General features: G+C 71.7%; 17 protein-coding genes. 3 read left to right on the top strand and 14 right to left on the bottom strand.

The window, feature by feature from the left end:
- The first annotated feature begins 38 nt into the window (after positions 1–38).
- Positions 39–494: a GNAT family N-acetyltransferase gene (locus B1H29_RS21735; protein WP_055417344.1), complete on the top strand. Its 456-nt coding sequence runs from the start codon at positions 39–41 to the stop codon at positions 492–494.
- 62 nt (positions 495–556) lie between these two features.
- On the opposite strand, the gene B1H29_RS21730 is transcribed toward B1H29_RS21735, so the two are convergent.
- From B1H29_RS21730 to galT, 5 genes are all read right to left on the bottom strand, one after another.
- Positions 557–1570: a hypothetical protein gene (locus B1H29_RS21730; protein ID WP_055417781.1), complete on the bottom strand. Its 1014-nt coding sequence runs from the start codon at positions 1568–1570 to the stop codon at positions 557–559.
- 53 nt (positions 1571–1623) lie between these two features.
- Positions 1624–2277 carry a hypothetical protein gene (locus B1H29_RS21725; RefSeq protein ID WP_055417345.1) on the bottom strand — a complete coding sequence of 218 codons (654 nt, stop codon included), beginning with the start codon at positions 2275–2277 and terminating at the stop codon, positions 1624–1626.
- Between the two features lie 135 nt (positions 2278–2412).
- The gene (galK, locus tag B1H29_RS21720; protein ID WP_055417346.1) at positions 2413–3588 is read right to left on the bottom strand and encodes a galactokinase; all 1176 of its coding nucleotides are present in this window, start codon (positions 3586–3588) and stop codon (positions 2413–2415) included.
- A gap of 38 nt (positions 3589–3626) precedes the next feature.
- Entirely contained in the window at positions 3627–4589 is a 963-nt protein-coding gene (gene galE, locus B1H29_RS21715) for a UDP-glucose 4-epimerase GalE (protein WP_055417347.1), read from the bottom strand.
- Entirely contained in the window at positions 4589–5647 is a 1059-nt protein-coding gene (gene galT / locus B1H29_RS21710) for a galactose-1-phosphate uridylyltransferase (protein ID WP_055417348.1), read from the bottom strand. Before galT ends, galE begins: the two co-directional genes overlap by 1 nt.
- A gap of 205 nt (positions 5648–5852) precedes the next feature.
- On the opposite strand from galT, the gene B1H29_RS21705 reads away from it, so the two are divergent.
- Both B1H29_RS21705 and B1H29_RS21700 read left to right on the top strand, forming a co-directional pair.
- Positions 5853–7532 (top strand): sodium:solute symporter family protein, encoded by a 1680-nt coding sequence (locus tag B1H29_RS21705; RefSeq protein ID WP_055417349.1) that lies wholly within the window; start codon positions 5853–5855, stop codon positions 7530–7532.
- A gap of 21 nt (positions 7533–7553) precedes the next feature.
- Positions 7554–7865, top strand: a complete 312-nt coding sequence (locus tag B1H29_RS21700; RefSeq protein WP_055417350.1) for a hypothetical protein — start codon at positions 7554–7556, stop codon at positions 7863–7865.
- Between the two features lie 117 nt (positions 7866–7982).
- Here the strand turns inward: B1H29_RS21700 and B1H29_RS21695 are convergent, their stop codons facing one another.
- The 9 genes from B1H29_RS21695 to B1H29_RS21655 all read right to left on the bottom strand — a co-directional run bounded on the left by B1H29_RS21695 (position 7983) and on the right by B1H29_RS21655 (position 20009).
- Positions 7983–8657: a helix-turn-helix transcriptional regulator gene (locus B1H29_RS21695; RefSeq protein ID WP_055417351.1), complete on the bottom strand. Its 675-nt coding sequence runs from the start codon at positions 8655–8657 to the stop codon at positions 7983–7985.
- Positions 8658–8904: 247 nt separating this feature from the next.
- Positions 8905–10797: a PQQ-binding-like beta-propeller repeat protein gene (locus B1H29_RS21690; protein WP_199832297.1), complete on the bottom strand. Its 1893-nt coding sequence runs from the start codon at positions 10795–10797 to the stop codon at positions 8905–8907.
- A gap of 124 nt (positions 10798–10921) precedes the next feature.
- The gene (locus tag B1H29_RS21685) at positions 10922–12715 is read right to left on the bottom strand and encodes a PQQ-binding-like beta-propeller repeat protein (protein WP_055417352.1); all 1794 of its coding nucleotides are present in this window, start codon (positions 12713–12715) and stop codon (positions 10922–10924) included.
- 237 nt (positions 12716–12952) lie between these two features.
- Positions 12953–14767, bottom strand: coding sequence for an ABC-F family ATP-binding cassette domain-containing protein (locus B1H29_RS21680; protein ID WP_055417353.1), 1815 nt, complete (start codon positions 14765–14767; stop codon positions 12953–12955).
- A gap of 56 nt (positions 14768–14823) precedes the next feature.
- On the bottom strand, positions 14824–15720 hold the full coding sequence (locus tag B1H29_RS21675) for a 4-(cytidine 5'-diphospho)-2-C-methyl-D-erythritol kinase (RefSeq protein ID WP_055417354.1): 897 nt from the start codon (positions 15718–15720) through the stop codon (positions 14824–14826).
- 7 nt (positions 15721–15727) lie between these two features.
- Positions 15728–16588 (bottom strand): 16S rRNA (adenine(1518)-N(6)/adenine(1519)-N(6))-dimethyltransferase RsmA, encoded by an 861-nt coding sequence (gene rsmA / locus B1H29_RS21670; protein WP_055417355.1) that lies wholly within the window; start codon positions 16586–16588, stop codon positions 15728–15730.
- 516 nt (positions 16589–17104) lie between these two features.
- Entirely contained in the window at positions 17105–18451 is a 1347-nt protein-coding gene (locus tag B1H29_RS21665; protein WP_055417357.1) for a resuscitation-promoting factor, read from the bottom strand.
- A gap of 183 nt (positions 18452–18634) precedes the next feature.
- Positions 18635–19531, bottom strand: a complete 897-nt coding sequence (locus tag B1H29_RS21660; RefSeq protein WP_055417358.1) for a TatD family hydrolase — start codon at positions 19529–19531, stop codon at positions 18635–18637.
- 40 nt (positions 19532–19571) lie between these two features.
- The gene (locus B1H29_RS21655; protein WP_055417359.1) at positions 19572–20009 is read right to left on the bottom strand and encodes a hypothetical protein; all 438 of its coding nucleotides are present in this window, start codon (positions 20007–20009) and stop codon (positions 19572–19574) included.
- Positions 20010–20083: the final 74 nt, after the last annotated feature.

The following is a 20083-nucleotide window of genomic DNA, read 5'->3' as shown; positions in this document are numbered from 1 at the left end:
CGGAAGGCTATTTGCAGAACTGACAGCCCGGCGCGTTTATGGTGAGCCGCATGTTTCGTCTTGTGACAGAAGTGGACAGGGAACGGCGCGATCTGCTGCGCAGCCGCCTGCGGGAGACGAACACGGCGGCCTCCGCCATCCTCCGCTCCCTGCGCGGAACCCCTCACGAACGCGAATTCCCCCTCCACGTGTGGGTGCTGGACGAGACCGGCGTCCTGGCGGGCGGCCTCGTGGGCCACACCTGGGCGAGCTGGCTCCACGTCACGTACTTGTGGGTGGACGAACGGTGCCGGGGAGCGGGGCTGGGCTCGGCCCTGCTCACCGAGGCGGAACGAGCGGCCCACGACGAGCGCCGCTGCGCGGCGGCGCGCGTGGAGACGTGGGACTTCCAGGCGCCGGACTTCTACCGGAGGCAGGGGTACGAGGTGGTGTGCGTGATCCCGGACTATCCACCGGGGATCACGGAGTACACGCTGGTGAAGCGCTTGGGATGAGATGTCCTCCCGCTCGGCACGACGCGGCGGCGGTGTCCCGGCTGACACTCCCGGACCACACGTCAGCGGTTGATCGACTGGATCTCCTGCACGGCCATGTCCTGGGTCGTCTCGAACGTGCCGTCCGGGAGGTCGCCCTGCGCGCCGCCGGAGCCCTCCCAGGAGATCTCCCAGGTGATGGACGCCTTCAGCCGGTACGGCGAGTCGTTGCTCGCCCGCAGGTAGCGGATGCCACACGGCGGGGTCCGATCCGCGTCCCCCTTCGAGTAGGGGGTACCGATGGAGCCGTCGGCGTCGATCTCGCAGTCGCCGGAGGCCGGGTAGGTCTCGGCGTCCTCGGTGCCGGGGTCCAGGTGGAGGGCGACCGGCTTGGCGGTCGTCTCCGCCCACACGCCGGCACTCTGGAGTTCGGCGCGTACCTTGACCTCGGTGAAGGTTCCCTTGTCCAGCCACACCCACGTAGGCAGGTTCACCGTGGACTTCGTCGCGGGCTTCAGTTCGACCTCGGTGTCCGGCACCTTGATCTTGTCGTAGGCGTAGGCGGCGAGGACGTCCGGAGTGGGGGCGTGCTCGTCCGGGAGTGTTCTGGCCTTCTGCCAGAACAGGTTGCGCTCGCAGTCGAACGAGTCGATGTCGTTCTCGCGGCTCTCGTTGATCACACCGCGCCAGAAGTAGCCGTCCTCGCCCAGGTTGAAGTTCTTGTAACCCGCCCCGTCTCGTTGTGCCTCGCCCTTCTCGTAGTGGTCGACCATCAGTTCCTCCCCCCAACTCAACGTGGGGGTGACGGGCACCAGGTCACCGCCCTTCTTCAACCGCTCCACGGCGTCCTTCAACTGCTCGGGGGTGGCTACGGGTTCGTACCAGCACGCCGGAGGGCGCCAGTTGGGGTCCACTGGGGCGAACGTCTGACCGGAGTCGCCCGAGCCACCGCCGCTGATGTGTGTGACCTTGATGCCCGTACTGCCCGCGCCGGCGGTGAGGGTGTTCCCGGAAGCTCCGCCGGAGGGACCCTGTGAAGGCGGGCTGGGAGCCATGTCGTCGGCCTCGCCGTAGGCGTACGCCGCGCTGCTCGCCATCGCCGACACGATGCCTGCCAGCGACAGGACCACCAGCCCGCTGCCTACTCGCCTCACTTGCCGCAAGCTCCCCGCTCGGTCTCCACCGACCTGGTCTTCCACAGGCCCTGAGAGGTCTTCTGCAAGGTGGTGCGGTATTGCAGGTACGGGCTGACGTCGGCAGGCGTGCCCACGACCTTGTCGGTCTTGCGGTTCTTGGTCGATGCCTTGCCTTCGTTCACGCAGTAGAAGAGGACCCCCAGCCCCTGGCTGTTGATCCGAACCTGTGAGTCGAAGACGTCGACCTCGCCGATCAGGCTGTCATCGGTCTTGACGAAGCCGTTGATCCAGGTGCGGGCCGATTCCAGTGCGGGGCCCTCGTTGTAGAAGGCCACGTAGTCGGCGTCGGGGTCCGCGGCGATGACAGCCGCGTGACTGGCGCGCAGCGTCTCCCGGCCGTCGTCCAGGATCGCCTGCAGCTTCGGATCGCCGTTCGTCCAGCTCTCGAAGTTCATCGAGAAGGTCGGGGGAAGCGTGATCTCCGGCCGCTCGATGACACGTGCCGAAGCTGTGGGAGAAGCGTCGGCAGAAGCCTCTCCGCTGCCGGTGTCCGCCCCCTTGATGTCGTCCGACGAAGACCCTCCGCCTCCTCCCGAACCACAAGCTGTCAGGAGCAGAGCCGCAGAAGCGGTGAGCACGGCTGTCACGAGCCGGGCGGGGCGGATCACGTGGGACTCCCGTCGGGAATGAGCGTGGCACAAGCGGACCAACGCTATCGATCCCGCACGTGCGGACACCAGGCGGGTCGCGTCGGCCTCCGGCCAACCCGCGGCAGAGCGAGCCGCATTACGGCCCGGCGTCCGTCACCCCACCCGCCGCGCCCCCGCCGCAGGCACCGCCTCGAACACCCGGGGGGCCGTGTAGGACGCCGCCGCGAAGGCCTCCTCGACCGCCTTGGTGATGGCGTCGACGTCGGACTCCTCGGCCAGGACGATCGCCGAGCCGCCGAAGCCGCCGCCGGTCATGCGGGCGCCGAGGGCGCCGGTGGCGAGGGCCGTGTCGACGACCAGGTCGAGTTCGGGGCAGGAGATGCGGAAGTCGTCGCGCAGGGAGACGTGGCCCTCGACCAGGACGGGGCCGATGGCGCGGGTGTCGCCGGATTCCAGGAGGGACACGACGCGTTCGACGCGCTCGTCCTCCGTGACGACGTGCTTGACCAGGCGGCGTACCTCCTCGTCGTCGGCCAGGCGGTCCAGCGCGGAACCGAGCTCCTCGTACGCCACGTCCCGCAGCGCGTCCACGCCCAGCAGCGCGGCGCCCTTCTCGCAGCCCGCGCGGCGCTTGCCGTACTCGCCCTCGCTGTGGGAGTGCTTGACCTGCGTGTCGACGACGAGGAGGCGCATGCCCTCGGCCGCGAGGTCGAAGGGGATCTGGCGCTGGGAGAGGTCACGGGTGTCGAGGAAGAGGGCGTGGCCCGACTCGCAGCAGGCGGAGGCGGTCTGGTCCATGATGCCGACGGGGGCGCCGACGTAGACGTTCTCCGCGCGCTGGCACAGGCGGGCCAGTTGCCAGCCGCGCAGGCCGAGGGAGTACAGGTCGTTCAGGGCGAGCGCGACGACGACCTCCAGGGCCGCCGAGGAGGACAGGCCCGCGCCGGAGGGGACCGTCGAGGCCAGGTGGATGTCGGCGCCGGTCAGCTCGTGGCCGGCCTCGCGCAGCGCCCAGACCACGCCCGAGGGGTACGCCGTCCAGGACCGGTCCGACTCGGGGGCCAGGTCGGCGACGCGCAGCTCGACCGGGTCGGCCGCGATGTCCGCCGAGTGCAGGCGCAGGACGCCGTCGCCGCGCCGGGAGACCGCCGCGACCGCGGTGTGCGGCAGGGCGAACGGCATGACGAAGCCGTCGTTGTAGTCGGTGTGTTCGCCGATGAGGTTGACCCGGCCCGGCGCCGCCCAGACCCCCTCGGGGTCCGCCCCGTACAGCTTCCGGAACCGCTCGCCGACGGCGCCCGCGACATCCCCTGCGACAGCCTCGCCCATGCCCTGACCCCTCGCCCTTTCCGGTAAGTCCGTATGTACTAGCCCGCGCGCCGCTGCGCGAACTCCCACGCGTCCGCCACGATCCCCGCGAGGTCCGCGCGCGACGGGTGCCAGCCCAGTTTCTCGCGGGCCGTGTCCGCCGAGGCCACCAGGACCGCCGGGTCGCCGCCCCGGCGCGGGGCCACCACCTCGGGGATCGGGTGGCCCGTCACCCGGCGGACGGTTTCGACGACCTCGCGGACGGAGAAGCCGTTGCCGTTGCCCAGGTTGCAGATGAGGTGCTCGCCGGGGGCCGCCGCGTCCAGGGCCAGCAGGTGGGCGTCGGCCAGGTCGGCGACGTGGATGTAGTCGCGGACGCAGGTGCCGTCCGGCGTCGGGTAGTCGTCGCCGAAGACGGAGATCGCCTCGCGCCCGCCCTGCGCCACCTGGAGGACCAGCGGGATCAGGTGGGACTCGGGGTCGTGGCGCTCGCCGTACCGCCCGTACGCGCCCGCGACGTTGAAGTAGCGCAGCGAGACCGCGCCCAGACCGTGGGCCGCCGCCTCACCGGTGATCATGTGGTCCACGGCCAGCTTCGAGGCGCCGTAGGGGTTCGTGGGCTTCGTCGGGGCGGACTCGACGATCGGCACCTCGTCCGGCTCGCCGTACGTGGCGGCCGTGGAGGAGAAGACGAGGCGGCGGACGCCCGCCGTGCGCATCGCCTCCAGGAGGGCCATGGTGCCGCCGACGTTGTTGTCCCAGTACTTCTCGGGCTTCACGACGGACTCGCCGACCTGGGAGAAGGCGGCGAAGTGGAGTACACCGTCGTACGACCGGTCCAGCCACTTGGCGGCGTCGCGGATGTCGCCCTCGATGAAGGAGGCGCCAGTCGGCACACCCTCCCTGAAGCCGGTCGAGAGGTTGTCGAGGACGACGACCTCGTGGCCGGCCTCCAGCAGGTGCTGGGCGACCACGCTGCCGACGTAGCCCGCTCCGCCCGTCACCAGGTACTTCCCGCTCATCAGCTCGCTACCTCTCGCAGTCGCTCGGCCGCGCGCTCCGGGGGCACGTCGTTGATGAACACGTTCATGCCGGACTCGGAGCCCGCGAGGAACTTCAGCTTGCCGGACGTGCGGCGAATGGTGAAAAGCTCGAGGTGCAGCGCGAAGTCGTCCCGCGCCACGCCCTCGAAGTCCTCCAGTTGCCCGAACGGGGCCTGGTGCCAGGCCGCGATGTACGGCGTCGGAGGCTCGCCCTCACCGAAGATCCGGTCGAAGCGCCTCAACAGTTCCAGATAGACCTGGGGAAACTCTGTGCGCGCCGCCTCGTCGAGCCCGAGCAGGTCGGGCACCCGCCGCTTGGGGTAAAGATGCACCTCGTACGGCCAGTGCGCGGCGTACGGCACGAAGGCCGCCCAGTGTTCACTCTCCAGGACGACCCGCTCACCGGCCAGTTCCTCGTCCAGAACGGCGTCGAACAGGTTCTCCCCGCCCGTCGCGTCCTTGTGCGCGGCGAGTGAACGGAGCATCAGGGCGGTGCGGGGCGTGGTGAAGGGGTAGGCGTAGATCTGCCCGTGCGGGTGACCCAGCGTCACTCCGATCTCGGCACCCCGGTTCTCGAAGCAGAAGACCTGTTCGACGGAGGGCAGATGCGAGAGCTCCGACGTGCGGTCCGTCCAGGCGTCGAGCACGAGCCGTGCCTGCTCCTCGCTCAGTTCGGCGAAGGAGGCGTTGTGGTCGGAGGTGAAGCAGACGACCTCGCAGCGGCCGGAGTCGCCGGCCAGCGAGGGGAAGCGGTTCTCGAAGACCACCACGTCGTACGACGAGTCCGGGATCTCGCTCAGCCGCTCGCCCTGCGAGGGGCACAGGGGGCACTCGTCGGCGGGCGGGTGGTAGATGCGGCCCTGGCGGTGCGAGGCGACGGCGACCGAGTCGCCGAGCAGCGGGTCGCGGCGGACCTGGGAGGTGGTGACGGTCCGCTCCAGCGGACGGCGGTCGACGGCGTCCCGCACGGTGTCGTCGCGCAGGTCGTAGTAGACGAGCTCGCGACCGTCGGCCAGCCGGGTCGAGGTCTTCTTCACTGCCGGACTCCTCTACACCTGCATCCGCACCCAATCATCCAACACAATCAAACATAACACGTCACAACCGACCAGCAACCGACCAGCAGTCAACCAGCTCGCCGATCATCACAATCAAACAAAGAACGCCACCGGAAGTGTTCAATTACTGAACGCGGAGGCGTAGGTTCCGCTCGGATCAGTTCGCGCAACGAAGCGAGTTCGTATGCATACCCCCACATATCTAGCCGCGGAGCTTCGACTCCCCACCAACTGGCTCGACTACTCGATCCTCGGGATCTACTTCGTCGTCGTGCTCGGCATCGGCTTCGCCGCCCGCCGTTCGGTCAAGACCAGCCTGGACTTCTTCCTGTCCGGCCGTTCACTGCCCGCCTGGGTCACCGGCCTCGCCTTCGTGGCGGCCAACCTGGGCGCCACCGAGATCCTGGGCATGGCCGCGAACAGCGCCCAGTACGGCGTCTACACGACCCACTGGTACTGGATCGGCGCCATCCCGGCGATGGTCTTCCTCGGCCTGGTGATGATGCCGTTCTACTACGGCTCGAAGGTCCGCTCGGTCCCGGAGTTCCTGCTCCTGCGCTTCGACCGGGCCGCACACCTGCTCAGTTCGATCCTCTTCGCCGTCGCCGCCATCCTGATCGCCGGGGTGAACCTCTACGCCCTCGCGATCGTCGTCGAGGCGCTGCTGGGCTGGCCCCAGTGGGTGGCCATCGTGGTCGCAGGCTTCTTCGTCCTGGCGTACATCACGCTCGGCGGCCTGTCCTCGGCGATCTACAACGAGGTCCTCCAGTTCTTCGTGATCCTGGCCGGCCTCATCCCGATCACCGTCCTGGGCCTGAAGAGGGTCGGCGGCTGGGGCGGCCTGTCCGACTCGCTCACCCAGTCCCGCGGCGGCGACTTCATGACCGCGTGGGGCGGCACGGGCATCGGCAACGACAACCCGCTGGGCGCCAACTGGCTGACCATCGTCCTCGGCCTCGGATTCGTGCTCTCCTTCGGCTACTGGACGACGAACTTCGCCGAGGTGCAGCGCGCCCTGTCCGCGAAGAACCTCTCGGCGGCCCAGCGCACCCCCCTCATCGCCGCCTTCCCGAAGATCTTCATCGTCTTCGTGGTGATGATCCCGGGCCTGGTCGCCGCCGTCCTCGTCCCGAGGATCGGCACGCCCGGCTCGGACCTCCAGTACAACGACGCGATCCCGTACCTGATGCAGCAGTTGCTGCCCAACGGCGTCCTCGGCATCGCGGTGACCGGCCTCCTCGCCGCCTTCATGGCGGGCATGGCGGCGAACATCTCCTCCTTCAACACGGTCTTCACCAACGACGTCTGGGCGAGGTACGTCGTGAAGGGCCGCGAGGACGACTACTACGTCCGGTTCGGCCGTCTGATCACCGTGATCGGCGTCCTGGCCTCGATCGGCACGGCCTTCCTGGCGTCGTCCTTCTCCAACATCATGAGCTACCTCCAGACGCTCTTCTCCTTCTTCAACGTGCCGATGTTCGTGGTCTTCATCATCGGCATGTTCTGGAAGCGGGCGTCCATGAAGTCCGGCTTCTGGGGCCTGATCGCGGGCACCACGGCGGCGATGGTGAACTACTTCGTCATCTACAAGCAGGGCATCATCGACATCCCCACCGACCAGGGCGCCAACTTCGTCTCCGCGATCGCGGGCTTCGTGGCCGGCGCGGTGGTCATGGTCGCCGTGTCCCTGTTCACCGCGCCGAAGCCCACCGCCGAGCTCCAGGGCCTGGTCTACGGCACCACCTCCCCCGGCATGGCCGAGCCGCCCGCCAAGGGCGACGACGCGTGGTACCGCAAGCCGGCGCTGCTGGGCTGGGGGGCGGTCGTCCTGGCCGCCGCCTGCTACATCCCGTTCTCGTTCTGATCGCGGGAGGATTGAGAGAGCATGTCTGATTCCTACTCCGACAAGAACGTCCAGGACGAGGTCTCCGCGCTGGAGACCAAGTCCGTCACGGCCGCGCGGCTGTTCGACATCCGGCGGATCATCGGCGGGCTGTTCGTGGTCTACGGCGTCATCGTGACGATCGCGGGCTTCGTGGCGTCCGACGACGAGATCGACAAGGCGCAGGGGGTGAACATCAACCTGTGGACCGGGCTGGGGATGCTGGCGCTGGGGCTGTTCTTCCTGGTCTGGCTGAAGCTGAGGCCGACGGCTCCGCCGCCGCCGACCTCCGACGAGGAGGCTTCGCGGGAGTGACGCGGGCGCACCGGGTGCCCCGTGCTCTCGGGGCATCCGGTGCGGGTGTCGGCAGGGTGGCCTCCCAGGCCGGTCAGGCGGTGGGGGCAGGCACGAGGCCGCCCGCGGGCACTCCGCTCAGCCGCCGGCCGCGCCCGCCCGGTCCAGCAGCCCCGTGCGCGCGGCCAGCGCCGCCGCCTCCAGCCGGGACCCCACGCCCAGCTTCATCAGCACCCGCTGGACGTGCGTACGCGCCGTGGACGGCGCGATGCCCATCCCCGCCGCGATCAGCCGGGTGTCCTCCCCGTCGGCGACCCGCACCAGCACCTCCACCTCCCTCGGCGTGAGCATCTGCAACAGCCGCTGCCCCTCGTCGTCGGGCTGGGCCGCCGGATTCAGCAGCTCACCGAACGCCCCCTGCAACAGCGACGGCGCCACCGCCGCCTCCCCGGCCCGCGCCTTCATGATCGCCCGCTCGACGCCCTCTATCCGCTCGTCGTGCCGGACGTACCCCGACGCCCCCGCCGCGAACGCCGCCGCGATCCCGCGAGGGTTCGGCACGGGGCCCAGCACCAGCACCGCCACCTGCGGACGCTCCCGCTTGATCCGCACCACCGGATCGAAGATCCCCGGCTCGGCCGGTGTCGCCGTCCCCAGCAGGCACACCTCCGGCGCCCGGCTGATCACCAGCTCCGCCGCACCCGCGGCCGGCGCCGCCGCGGCGAGCACCCGGTGCCCGCGCAGCTTGAGCGCCGAGGCCAGCGCCTCCGCGAGCAATCGGTGGTCGTCGACCACCATCAGCCGTACTCCCATGGAGCAACCCCCCAGTCACCCGGACCCCCGGCACGGACGGCGAGGCCCCCGGGCTCCCCCGCCCGCGGTCCCGGCCCCGACCCCGCCCTTCATGCCCCGGAAGCTACACGGTGACTCGGCGTCGCGCTGCCCCTACCGGCGAGAACCGCCCCGGATCGCCGAAATCCCCCGCACTACGGCCCCGCCCCTGAACAGGGACGGGGCCGCACCGCGGGGGACGGCCGCTGCGGAGCAGCGCCGAACGGTCTCAGCCGCCGGCACCGAACCCGATGGCCAGGTACTCCTTCTCGTCCGCGCTGGTCGGCTCACTGGCGTACACCTGCGACATGTACAGGTGCCCCTGCGAGTAGAGGATCTCGGAGTACTCCGGCAGCATGCTCGCCTCGACGTCCCGCACCGCCTCCGTCGCCGGGTTCTCCAGCAGCGTGGTCTGCTTGAACGTCCCGCCGTCGATGCTCACGATCTGGCCGCCCTTGTCGTACGGCGGGCGCTTGTAGGCGATCACGTTGCCGCCGTCCATGCGCAGCGGGGTGATCGTGTAGCCGTCGCCCGCGTCGGCGCGCTGACCGGTCTGCTTGCCGGTGGCCAGGTCGAAGGCGACGACCTCGTTGGTCCGGCTGTACGACTCGCCGCTGCCCTCGTGCTCCTCGGTCGGGATGTAGAGCCGGTCGTTGCCGACCGCGAGCCCCGAGCAGTGCTCGATCTTGGTGATGGTGTCGCAGCGGGCCGCGAACTCCTCGCCCGGCGCGGAGATGCGGTTGAGCAGCTTGCCGGTCTTGTTGTCGATGGAGAAGAAGTCCGAGATGCCGCTGCCGTCACCGGCGGAGTCACCGACGTCCGCGGCCACGACCAGCGGGTTGGTCGACACGACGCCCGCGTACTCGATGCCCTTGGCCATCTTGTACTCGGAGAGCACCTTGCCGCTCTTCGGGTCGATGGTCTGGATGTTGAGCTGGCGTGCGTCGTACGAACCGCACTTGCGCACCGCGACCAGCTTCTCGCCGCCGCCGTAGCCCGCGTCGTAGCAGGTGTCGGTGGTCTTCGGGGACCAGAGGATGTCGCCCTTGGCGATGCCGAAGGCCACTCCGCCCTCGGTGCTGCCGGCGGCGACGGTGGCACCGCTGATCGTGACGTTGTCGAAGGAGATCGGCCGGTCACCGGCGGTCTTCGTCCACAGCTTCTTGCCCGCGTCCAGGTCGATGACCGCGACCTGGGTGCAGCCGTGCGAGGGCTCCGCCTTGGTCGGCATGGCGGGCTGGTAGACGACGGCCGTCTTGTTGTCGTCGGTGACGTGCTTGCTGGCCGTGCACACGGGGCCGTCCAGCTTGATCGTCCACTTCTTGCCGCCCTTGTCGGGGTCGTAGCCGACGATCTCGGCGATGCCGCTCTTGGCGTACACCTTGTCGGTGAGCCACGAGCCGGAGACGACGACGCTGTTGTCCTCCTTGCTCACCGCGGGCGCGGGAACCTGGAAGAGCACCTTGGAGGAGGGGTCGGAGGGCACCTTCTCCTCGCCGCCGGCGGACTTGCCGCCCTCGCCGCCCTTCTCGTCGGTGCCGCCCTTGCCGCCGGTGCCCCCGCTGGAGCTCGCGGTGTCGTCCTTGCCCTCGTCATCGGTGGAGCCGGCGTACCAGACACCGCCGCCGATGATCAGGGCGATCGCGACGACGGCCGACACGATGATCGCCATCTGCGCGTTGATCCTGCGTCCGCCGCCCGGCCCGCCGGCCTGGGCCTGCATCGGCACGGTCGCCTGCGGATAGCCGTAACCGGGCTGACCGGGGTAACCGGGCTGCCCCGGCTGGCCGTAGGGCGGCGTCGGCTGCCCGTACGGGCCGGGCTGCTGGCCGGGGTATCCGTACCCGGGCTGGGGCTGCGGCGGAGTCTGCGGATACCCGTACCCCGGCTGCGGCGCACCCGCCGGCGGGGTGGGCGCAGCCGCGGGCGCCTGCGGCGGCGTGTGCGGGGCCGCGGGAGGGGTTCCGGGCGTCTGCGGGTAGCCGTACCCCGGCTCGGGCGCCTTGCCGAGGTTCGGCCCGCCGGACGGCGGGGTGGGCGGCTGCGACGGCTGGCCCTGCGCGGGGCCGAAGCCTCCCCCCTGCGGGGGCTGGTTGGGCGGCGGGGGCGGCGGCTGGGTCATGACGTGAGTACCTCGGGGAGCGGAGACGACGGGAACGGCCGGGCGAACCGGCCTGGGCGGCCGGAACGCACGGAACGCACGGAACGCACGGAACGGGCGAACCGTAGGGAACGGGCGGAGAAGGTCACTTGCCGAAGGCGAGCATCAACTTCTCCTTCGACTCGTCGTTGCCGGTCAGGCGGGTGGTGGAGATGTAGAAGCGCCCATCGACCCAGTCGATGTCCTTCGAGTAGAAGCTGTTCTCGATGTCCGCGACGCCCTGCGGGTTCTGCAGCAGCTTGGCCGGCTTGTGGTCGCTGCCGCCGGTCGCGATCGACACGACCTGGCCGCCGGCGTCGTAGGACGGCTGCACATACGCGATGAGCTGGTCGCCCTCGACCCTCATCGGCATCATCGACTCGTCCGCGGGGGACTTCGCGCGCCACTTCTCCTTGCCGGTGGTGAGGTTGACCGCGACGATCTCGTTGGCGCCGCTGGTCGCCTCGGTCGGCAGGTAGAGCGTGTTGTCGGCGACGGCGACGCCCGCACAGCCCTGGAGGTCGCGGTCGAGGATGGCCCAGCCGCACTCGGGGGCGAAGTCCTCGTCGACGCCGACCTGTTCGAGGACCTTGCCCTTGGAGGTGAAGGTGGAGATGTTCCAGACCTTCTTGTCCTCGTTGGTGGCGTAGACGACGAGCGGGTCGACGGAGTAGGCGCGCTCGACCCGCCAGCCCTTGTCGTACTTGTAGGTCCACAGGACCTTGCCGGTCTTCGGGTCGAGACCCTGGACCTCGTCGTGCGCGTTGTTGCCGCCGGCGCCGCAGGAGGCGACCTGGACGATCGACTTCGGTCCGCTCGCGAAGCCGGCCGGGAAGCAGGCGTCGCCGTACCGCTTCTTGTCGTACAGCTTCTTGCCGCTGGTGACGTCGTAGGCGGTGCCGGACTGGGAGCGGCCGACCATCAGGATGTCGCCGCTGACGTTGAGTTCGACGGAGAGGGTGGTGTCGAACAGCTCGCCGTCCTCGACCTCCTCCTTCCAGCCCTTGTCACCGGTGGCGAGGTCGATCTCCTGCATCTGGTTGCACTTGGCGCGGTCGCTGGAGCCGCTCATGTAGGCGACGATGATCTTGTCGTCGGCCGTCTTCTCCGGAGTGACCGCGCAGATCTTCTCCGGGAAGGTGATCGGGTCCCAGCTCGGCTTGCCGTCGCCGACGGCGTAGGCGAAGACCTGCTTGTACGCCGCCTTCACCACGGTCTCGCCGGTGATCCACATGCCGGGGGCGTCGGCGCCGGAAGCAGGGGCGTCGGGCGCCTCCTTGTACCAGAGCACCTTGGACTCGCCCGCCTGGCGGCCCTCGTTGAGGTCCTCGGGGTCCTCGCCGCCGTCGCCCCTGCCGTCACCGGGGTTGACCGGGGCGCCGCCCTTGGAGCCGGAGGGCTTGGGGTCGTCGCTCTTGCCGGCGACGGGCTTCTTGTCCTTCTCCTCGTCACCGCCGGTCGCGGTGACCGCCCACACGCCGCCGCCGATGACGAGCAGGGCCGCGACCGCGGCGCCGATCGCCAGGGCGGGCTTGCCCTTGAAGGGGTTGCGGGACCCGGAGCCGCCGGGCGGCGGGGTGCCGGGCGCGCCCGGGAACTGCTGCTGCGGATAGCCGTAGCCGGGCTGCTGGCCGTACGGCCCGGGCTGCTGCGGCTGGGCGTACGGGCCCGAGTTGTACGGACCCGGCTGGCCGTACGGACCCGGCTGGCCCGGCTGCTGCGGCTGCTGCGGCTGCTGCGGCTGCTGCGGCTGCTGTGGATAGCCGTACCCGGGCTGCGGCGGCGGGCCGGGCGGCGGGCCCTGCGGAGGCGGCGGGGTCGGCGCCCCGAAGCCTCCCGGTGGTGGATCCTGCGGCGCTCCGAAGCCACCCTGCGGCGGCTGGTTGGGCGGCTGGCTCATCAGCGCGTTCCCCCTTATTACTCACTGATTTCTAGCCACGTCCCGAGGTACGCGCTGGCCTCGGAGTCGTTTCACGGCAGTCATTCAGACAGTTCTCGGACGGCCTTTCTATCACCCGGGCCGTACGGCACACCGGGCCGCGTCCGCCCCTGTTCCCAAGGGAGGACCGGCCCGTGATGCCTCTGTTACGGGCCTTCACCGGCCCTTCACGCCGCGTACGCCTTGAGCCGCGACGGCTCAGGCGTCCTCCGCCAGTTCCAGCCAGCGCGATTCCAGCTCCTCGCGCTGACCGGCCAGTTCGCGCAGCTCGGTGTCCAGCTCGGCCACCTTCGCGAAGTCCGTGGCGTTCTCGGCGATCCGCGCGTGCAGCTTGGTCTCCTTCTCGGAGACCTTGTCGAGCTGCCGCTCGATCTTCTGGAGCTCCTTCTTGGCGGCGCGCACGTCGGCGGCGCTCTTCTCCGGCACCTCGGCGGCCGGCTTCGCCGCCGGGGCCGGGGCACTGGCCGCGGCCGCCTCCTCCATGCGCCGGCGGCGCTCCAGGTACTCGTCGATGCCGCGCGGCAGCATCCGCAGCGCGCCGTCGCCGAGCAGGGCGAAGACCCGGTCGGTGGTGCGCTCGACGAAGAACCGGTCGTGGGAGATGACGATCATCGAACCGGGCCAGCCGTCGAGCACGTCCTCGAGCTGGGTCAGAGTCTCGATGTCGAGGTCGTTGGTGGGCTCGTCGAGGAAGAGGACGTTGGGCTCGTCCATGAGGAGCCGCAGCAGTTGGAGCCGCCGCCGCTCACCGCCGGAGAGGTCACCGACCGGCGTCCACTGCTTCTCCTTGCCGAAGCCGAACGTCTCGCACAACTGCCCGGCGGTCATCTCCCGGCCCTTGCCGAGGTCGACGCGCTCGCGGACGCGCTGCACGGCCTCCAGCACCCGCCAGGTGGGGTCGAGTTCGGCGACCTCCTGGGAGAGGTAGGCCAGCTTGACGGTCCTGCCGACCTTGACGTGCCCGCCCGCGGGCTGCCGCTCCCCGTCGCTGTACGCCGCGTTCGCGAGGTCCCGCAGCAGGGAGGTCTTGCCGGCGCCGTTGACGCCGACCAGGCCGATGCGGTCGCCGGGGCCGAGCTGCCAGGTGACGTGCTTGAGCAGCACCTTGGGACCGGCCTGGACGGTCACGTCCTCCAGGTCGAACACGGTCTTGCCGAGCCTGGACGAGGCGAACTTCATCAGCTCGCTGCTGTCCCGGGGCGGCGGCACGTCCGCGATCAGCTCGTTGGCGGCCTCGACGCGGAAGCGGGGCTTGGAGGTGCGGGCGGGGGCGCCGCGCCTGAGCCAGGCCAGCTCCTTGCGGACGAGGTTCTGCCGCTTGGTCTCCTCGGTGGCGGCGATCCGCTCGCGCTCGGCGCGGGCGAAGACGTAGTCGGAGTAGCCGCCCTCGTACTCGAAGACGTCGCCGCGCTGCACGTCCCACATGCGGGTGCAGACCTGGTCGAGGAACCACCGGTCGTGGGTGACGCAGACGAGCGCGGAGCGGCGCTCGCGCAGGTGCCGGGCGAGCCAGGCGATGCCCTCGACGTCGAGGTGGTTGGTGGGCTCGTCGAGGACGACGAGGTCCTGTTCGTCGATGAGCAGCTTGGCGAGCGCGATGCGGCGCCGCTCGCCACCGGAGAGCGGCCCGATGACGGTGTCGAGACCCTGCGGGAAGCCCGGCATGTCCAAGCCGCCGAACAGCCCGGTCAGCACGTCCCTGATCTTGGCGTTGCCCGCCCACTCGTGGTCGGCGAGGTCGCCGATGACCTCGTGCCGGACGGTGGCCTCGGGGTCGAGGGAGTCGTGCTGGGTGAGGACGCCGAGCCGCAGCCCGCCGGAGTGGGTGACGCGGCCGGTGTCCGGCTCCTCCAGCTTGGCGAGCATCCGGATCATCGTGGTCTTGCCGTCGCCGTTGCGGCCGACGACGCCGATGCGGTCCCCCTCGGAGACGCCGAGGGACACGCCGTCGAGGAGTGCACGGGTGCCGTACACCTTGCTGACGTTCTCGACATTGACCAGGTTGACGGCCATTTCTCTCCTGCCTGGGGGACGATCGACCCTCCAGGGTAGTCCGGCCGGCCCCGGGCTCAGTCCCGGACCGTCGCCCCCGGCGCCGGACCCGATGCCGTCCGCACGTCGCGGCAGGTGCCGGAGGCGCGCAGCACCCCGGCGATGTCGGACGCCGACTTCGCGTCGGGGGCGAGGAACGCCGTGGTCGGACCCGAGCCCGAGACCAGGGCCGCCAGCGCCCCCGCCGCCCGCCCCGCCGCGAGGGTGTCGGACAGTTCGGGGAAGAGGGAGAGCGCCGCGGGCTGGAGGTCGTTGGTGACGGCGACGGCGAGCGCGGCGACGTCGCCCTTGGCGAGGGCGTCGAGCACGGCCTGGTCGGCGACCGGCTCGGGGATGTCCCGGTCCTCGCCCAGCCGGTCGAACTCGCGGAAGACGGCCGGGGTGGACAGTCCGCGGGCGGCCATCGCGAAGACCCAGTGGAAGTCGCCGCCGACCTCCAGTCCGGTCAGCTTCTCGCCCCGCCCGGTGCCGAGGGCGGCGCCGCCGACCAGGCTGAAGGGGACGTCGCTGCCCAGCTCGGCGCAGATCGCGAGCAGCTCGTCGCGCGAGGCGCCGGTGCCCCACAGGGCGTCGCAGGCGAGCAGCGCGCCGGCGCCGTCCGCGCTGCCGCCCGCCATGCCGCCGGCGACGGGGATGTCCTTGGCGATGTGCAGGTGCACGTCCGGGCTGCGGCCGTACCGCTCGGCGAGCGCCTCGGCCGCGCGGGCGGCGAGGTTGGTCCGGTCGAGGGGCACCCGGTCGGCGCCCGGGCCCTCGCAGGTGACGCGGAGACCGTCGGCCGGGGTCGCGGTGATCTCGTCGTACAGGGAGACGGCGAGGAAGACGTTGGCGAGGTCGTGGAAGCCGTCGGGGCGGGCGGCGCCGACCGCGAGCTGGACGTTGACCTTGGCGGGGACGCGGACCGTCACGCTCACTTGCTCGTCACTCCTTGTGTTCGGCGATACGCGCGAACTCTTCCACGGTCAGCGCCTCTCCGCGCGCCTGCGGCGACACGCCCGCCGCGACGAGGGCGGCCTCGGCGGCCGCCGCCGAACCGGCCCACCCGGCGAGCGCGGCCCGCAGGGTCTTGCGGCGCTGGGCGAACGCGGCGTCGACGACGGCGAACACCTCGCGCTTGGACGCGGTGGTCTTGAGCGGCTCACTGCGCCGGACGAGTGACACCAGCCCGCTGTCGACGTTCGGCGCGGGCCAGAAGACGTTGCGGCCGATGGCCCCGGCCCGCCGGACCCCGGCGTACCAGTTGGCCTTCACGGACGGTACGCCGTACACCTTGTTGCCGGGCCCGGCGGCGAGCCGGTCGGCGACCTCGGCCTGGACCATGACGAGGGTGCGCTCGATGGTCGGGAAGGTGTCGAGCATGTGCAGCAGCACGGGCACGGCCACGTTGTACGGCAGGTTGGCGACCAGCGCGGTCGGGGCGGGGCCCGGCAGCTCGGTCACGTGCATCGCGTCGGAGTGGACGAGCGCGAAACGGTCGGCGCGTTCGGGCATCCGGGCGGCGACGGTGGCGGGGAGTGCGCCGGCGAGTACGTCGTCGATCTCGACGGCGGTGACCCGGTCGGCGGCCTCCAGCAGGGCCAGGGTGAGCGAGCCGAGACCCGGTCCCACCTCGACCACCACGTCGTCGGGGCGTACCTCGGCGGTGCGGACGATACGGCGGACCGTGTTGGCGTCGATGACGAAGTTCTGGCCGCGCTGCTTGGTGGGGCGCACGCCGAGGGCGGCCGCGAGTTCACGGACGTCGGCGGCGCCCAGAAGGGCGTCGGGGGTGGGGCTGCTCACCCCGCAAGAGTAGCCGGGGGCGCGCGGGGGACGGCCCGGGTCGCGCGCGGGCGGTCCGGGTTGTGCGCGGGGCGGCCCAGGTCGTGGGGGGGGCCGGGTCGCGCGGGGGCCGGGTCGCGCGGGGGCCAGGTCGCGCGGGGGCCAGGTCGCGCGGGGGCCAGGTCGCGCGGGGGCCAGGTCGCGCGGGGGCCAGGTCGCGCGGGGGCCAGGTCGCGCGGGGGCCAGGTCGCGCGGGGGCCAGGTCGCGCGGGGGCCAGGTCGCGCGGGGGCCAGGTCGCGCGGGGGCCAGGTCGCGCGGGGGCCAGGTCGCGCGGGGGCCAGGTCGCGCGGGGGCCAGGTCGCGCGGGGGCCAGGTCGCGCGGGGGCCAGGTCGCGCGGGGGCCAGGTCGCGCGGGGGCCAGGTCGCGCGGGGGCCAGGTCGCGCGGGGGCCAGGTCGCGCGGGGGCCAGGTCGCGCGGGGGCCAGGTCGCGCGGGGGCCAGGTCGCGCGGGGGCGCCGGGCGCGGGCACGGTGCGGTCAGCCCTGCAGGCGTGTCCCGCAGTGTGGCCAGGAGTCGGCGCCGCTGCGTACGTACAGCTTCTTCGCCCGGTACGTCTGCTCCGCCGCCGACGCGTCCTCGGGTCGGCCCTCGCCGCCGAGGCTGTGCCAGGTGCGGGTGTCGAACTGGTAGAGGCCCCCGTACGTCCCCGAGGGGTCGACGGCGTCCGGGCGGCCGCCCGACTCGCACGCGGCCAGGCCCTCCCAGTTCAGGTGGTCGGCGCCCCGCACGGACGCCGGCCGGGCGCGGGTGCCGACCCGCACGACCTGCGGGCGAGGCTCGCGCACCACCTCGGTGTGCAGCCGGCGCGGCTTCTCGCGGACGCCGTTGACGGTGCGCACGGCGTAGGTGGTGCGCCGCAGGCCGGGCTGCCCCGCCTGCTCGACGACCTCCGTGCCCCGGTAGAGGGAGGGGTCGTCGGCCCGGCGCACGGCGAAGGGGATCGGGTCCTCGCGGACCTCCTCGGAGCCGGTGATCCGCAGCACCGTGACGGTCTGCCCGTCGCGGGGGAAGCCGGTCGCCGGGACGGAGGTGGTGTCCTGGTCGCGCAGGGTGACCCCGGCCTCCTCGACGGCCTCGCCCACGGTCGCGGCGTTGGTGCGGACGGTGCGGGCCCGGCCGTCCGCCATGACGGTCACCACCCGCTCGGTCCACACGTTCAGGGCGAGGCCCTCCCGCCCGATGCGCCGGGAGCCCTCGGTGGACAGGTACGCGCCCTCCGTCCGCACGCCGAGCTGCCGCAGCGCCCCCTCCACCGTCTCCGCGGTCGTCCACACCTGGCGCCGGCGGCCGTCGAGGGTGAGCAGGACGGGCCGCCCGTAGCGGACGGCGACCTCCTCGCCGCTGGTCAGCGGAGTGCCGGGCGCGGGCACGATCACGTCGTGGGCGCCCACCTCGACGCCCTCGTCCGCGAGCAGTTCGGTCACGTCGTCGGCGAAGGTGTGCAGCGTGCGCGCGGAGCCGTCGACGGTCAGCTCGACCGCCTTGTCCTTGGCGACGAAGGCGGTGGTGCCCCCCGCGAGGAACGCCACGACCAGCGCGCGCGGCAGCAGCCGGCGCAGGGAGCCGTCCGTGCGCCCGGCACACCGCTCACGGCGCCGGCGCGCGGCCCGTCCGTCGCCCGGCGCGGGAGCCGGGGCCGAAGCCGGGGCCGAAGCCGGGGCAGCGCCCTGCCGGGGCAGCGCGGCGGGACCGGCCGCCTCGGAGGCGGGGCGGTGGGCGCCGGGGCGGTGGGTGTCGCCGTACGCCAGGGTCGGCGCGCTGTGCACGTCGTACGGCGCGGGCGTCTCGTAAGTCTCGAAGGTCTCGGACTGCGTTCTGATCACGCCGACACGCTCCAGGGTCCGGATCGGGCCCCCAGAACCTAGCGGAGCGGTCGTCACTCTCCAAAGCGACGCGACCACGCAGCGTGGCGCACTGACCCCTCAGGGGCCTGCCTCCTCAGGGGCCTGCCTCCTCAGAGCGCTTCCCCGGCGCGCCTCCTCGGGCGCCTGCTTGACGCCACCGCCTCAGTAGCCGAAGGCGCGGGCCGTGTTCGCGGCCAGCGCCGTCGCCAGCGTGTCCTCGTCGACGCCCCGCACCTCGGCCATGGCACGCACCGTGACCGGCACCAGGTAGGGCGCGTTCGGCCGGCCCCGGTAGGGCACCGGTGTCAGGAACGGCGCGTCGGTCTCCACCAGGACGAGCTCCGCCGGGGCCACCGCGAGGGCGTCGCGCAGGTTCTGGGCGTTCTTGAAGGTGACGTTGCCGGCGAAGGACATGTAGTAGCCGGCGCTCGCGCAGATCCCGGCCATCTCGGCGTCGCCGGAGTAGCAGTGGAAGACGGTGCGCTCGGGGGCGCCCTCCTCCTTGAGGACGCGCAGCACGTCGGCGTGGGCGTCGCGGTCGTGGATGACCAGCGCCTTGCCGTGCCGCTTGGCGATCTCGATGTGGGCGCGGAAGGAGCGCTCCTGCGCCTCCTTGCCGTCGGGGCCGGTGCGGAAGTGGTCGAGCCCCGTCTCGCCGACGCCCTTCACCTGGGGCAGCGCGGCCAGCCGGTCGATCTCGGCGAGGGCCTCGTCGAGCGCCGCGTCCCCGCCGGGCCGCCGCGCCCCCTGCCTCGGCCCTCCTCCCCCAGGATCGCCGTGCACGATGCGCGGCGCCTCGTTGGGGTGCAGGGCGACGGTGGCGTGGACGGCGTCGTGCGCCGCCGCCGTCTCGGCCGCCCAGCGGGAGCCGGCGAGGTCGCAGCCGACCTGGACTACCGTGCCCACCCCGACCGAGGCCGCCTTGGCGAGAGCCTCCTCCACCGTGCCCGACTGCATGTCGAGGTGGGTGTGCGAGTCGGCGACCGGTACCCGCAGGGGTTCGGGGAGCGGGGGCGCGTCGTTCTTGTCGGACCAGCCCGGGGCGGCGTTCGAAGGCATGCCTCCGATCCTACGGAAGGTCCCGCGGAGGCCGGCCGGGTCAGCCCGCCCTGCGGTGGAGGTGGAGGGCGTCCAGGAGGTCGGCCAGGTGCCAGTGCCGGCGCTCCGGCGCGAGTCCCGGCGCCCCGGGTCCCGGCGCCCCGGGCACCCGCGGCGCCTCCAGCGGGCCGTCCGGCGGCACCCGGTGGAGGCCGGGCGAGGTGCCGCGCACGGAGGCCACGCGCCCCGGCCGCATGATCCGTATCACGTGGTTGTCGCAGTTGGCGCAGGTCGGGCGGGTCAGCGGGGAGGGCACGACGCGGCCGTCCGCGACGTAGAGCACGAACTCGTGACCGTCGCCGTCCTTGTGGTGCTCGATCTCGAACGACTGCTCCCAGCCGTGCCCGCAGCGCATGCAGGCGAAGGAGTACGACTCGTGGACGACGGCGGTGGCTCCGGCGCGCAGTCCGGTCCGCGCCGCGCTCTCACTCATGCTCATCCCGGCTCCCTCGGTTCGCTGGCCTCGCTCTGGATTCCTTCCTCCAGTGGACTCCTCCACCGGCGGGAAAGCAC

Origin of the sequence: Streptomyces pactum, assembly GCF_002005225.1 — a bacterium.
Lineage (GTDB): Bacteria > Actinomycetota > Actinomycetes > Streptomycetales > Streptomycetaceae > Streptomyces > Streptomyces pactum_A.
This window is presented reverse-complemented; position numbering and strand designations above follow the sequence as displayed.

Coding starts and splice junctions, on each gene's coding strand:
- B1H29_RS21730 (WP_055417781.1), bottom strand. CDS start 1,570: ATGGCGAGCAGCGCGGCGTACGCCTACGGCGAGGCCGACGACATGGCT.
- B1H29_RS21690 (WP_199832297.1), bottom strand. CDS start 10,797: ATGACCCAGCCGCCGCCCCCGCCGCCCAACCAGCCCCCGCAGGGGGGA.
- B1H29_RS21695 (WP_055417351.1), bottom strand. CDS start 8,657: ATGGGAGTACGGCTGATGGTGGTCGACGACCACCGATTGCTCGCGGAG.
- B1H29_RS21685 (WP_055417352.1), bottom strand. CDS start 12,715: ATGAGCCAGCCGCCCAACCAGCCGCCGCAGGGTGGCTTCGGAGCGCCG.
- B1H29_RS21660 (WP_055417358.1), bottom strand. CDS start 19,531: ATGCCTTCGAACGCCGCCCCGGGCTGGTCCGACAAGAACGACGCGCCC.
- B1H29_RS21700 (WP_055417350.1), top strand. CDS start 7,554: ATGTCTGATTCCTACTCCGACAAGAACGTCCAGGACGAGGTCTCCGCG.
- galE (WP_055417347.1), bottom strand. CDS start 4,589: ATGAGCGGGAAGTACCTGGTGACGGGCGGAGCGGGCTACGTCGGCAGC.
- B1H29_RS21735 (WP_055417344.1), top strand. CDS start 39: ATGGTGAGCCGCATGTTTCGTCTTGTGACAGAAGTGGACAGGGAACGG.
- B1H29_RS21705 (WP_055417349.1), top strand. CDS start 5,853: ATGCATACCCCCACATATCTAGCCGCGGAGCTTCGACTCCCCACCAAC.
- B1H29_RS21655 (WP_055417359.1), bottom strand. CDS start 20,009: ATGAGCATGAGTGAGAGCGCGGCGCGGACCGGACTGCGCGCCGGAGCC.
- galK (WP_055417346.1), bottom strand. CDS start 3,588: ATGGGCGAGGCTGTCGCAGGGGATGTCGCGGGCGCCGTCGGCGAGCGG.
- B1H29_RS21680 (WP_055417353.1), bottom strand. CDS start 14,767: ATGGCCGTCAACCTGGTCAATGTCGAGAACGTCAGCAAGGTGTACGGC.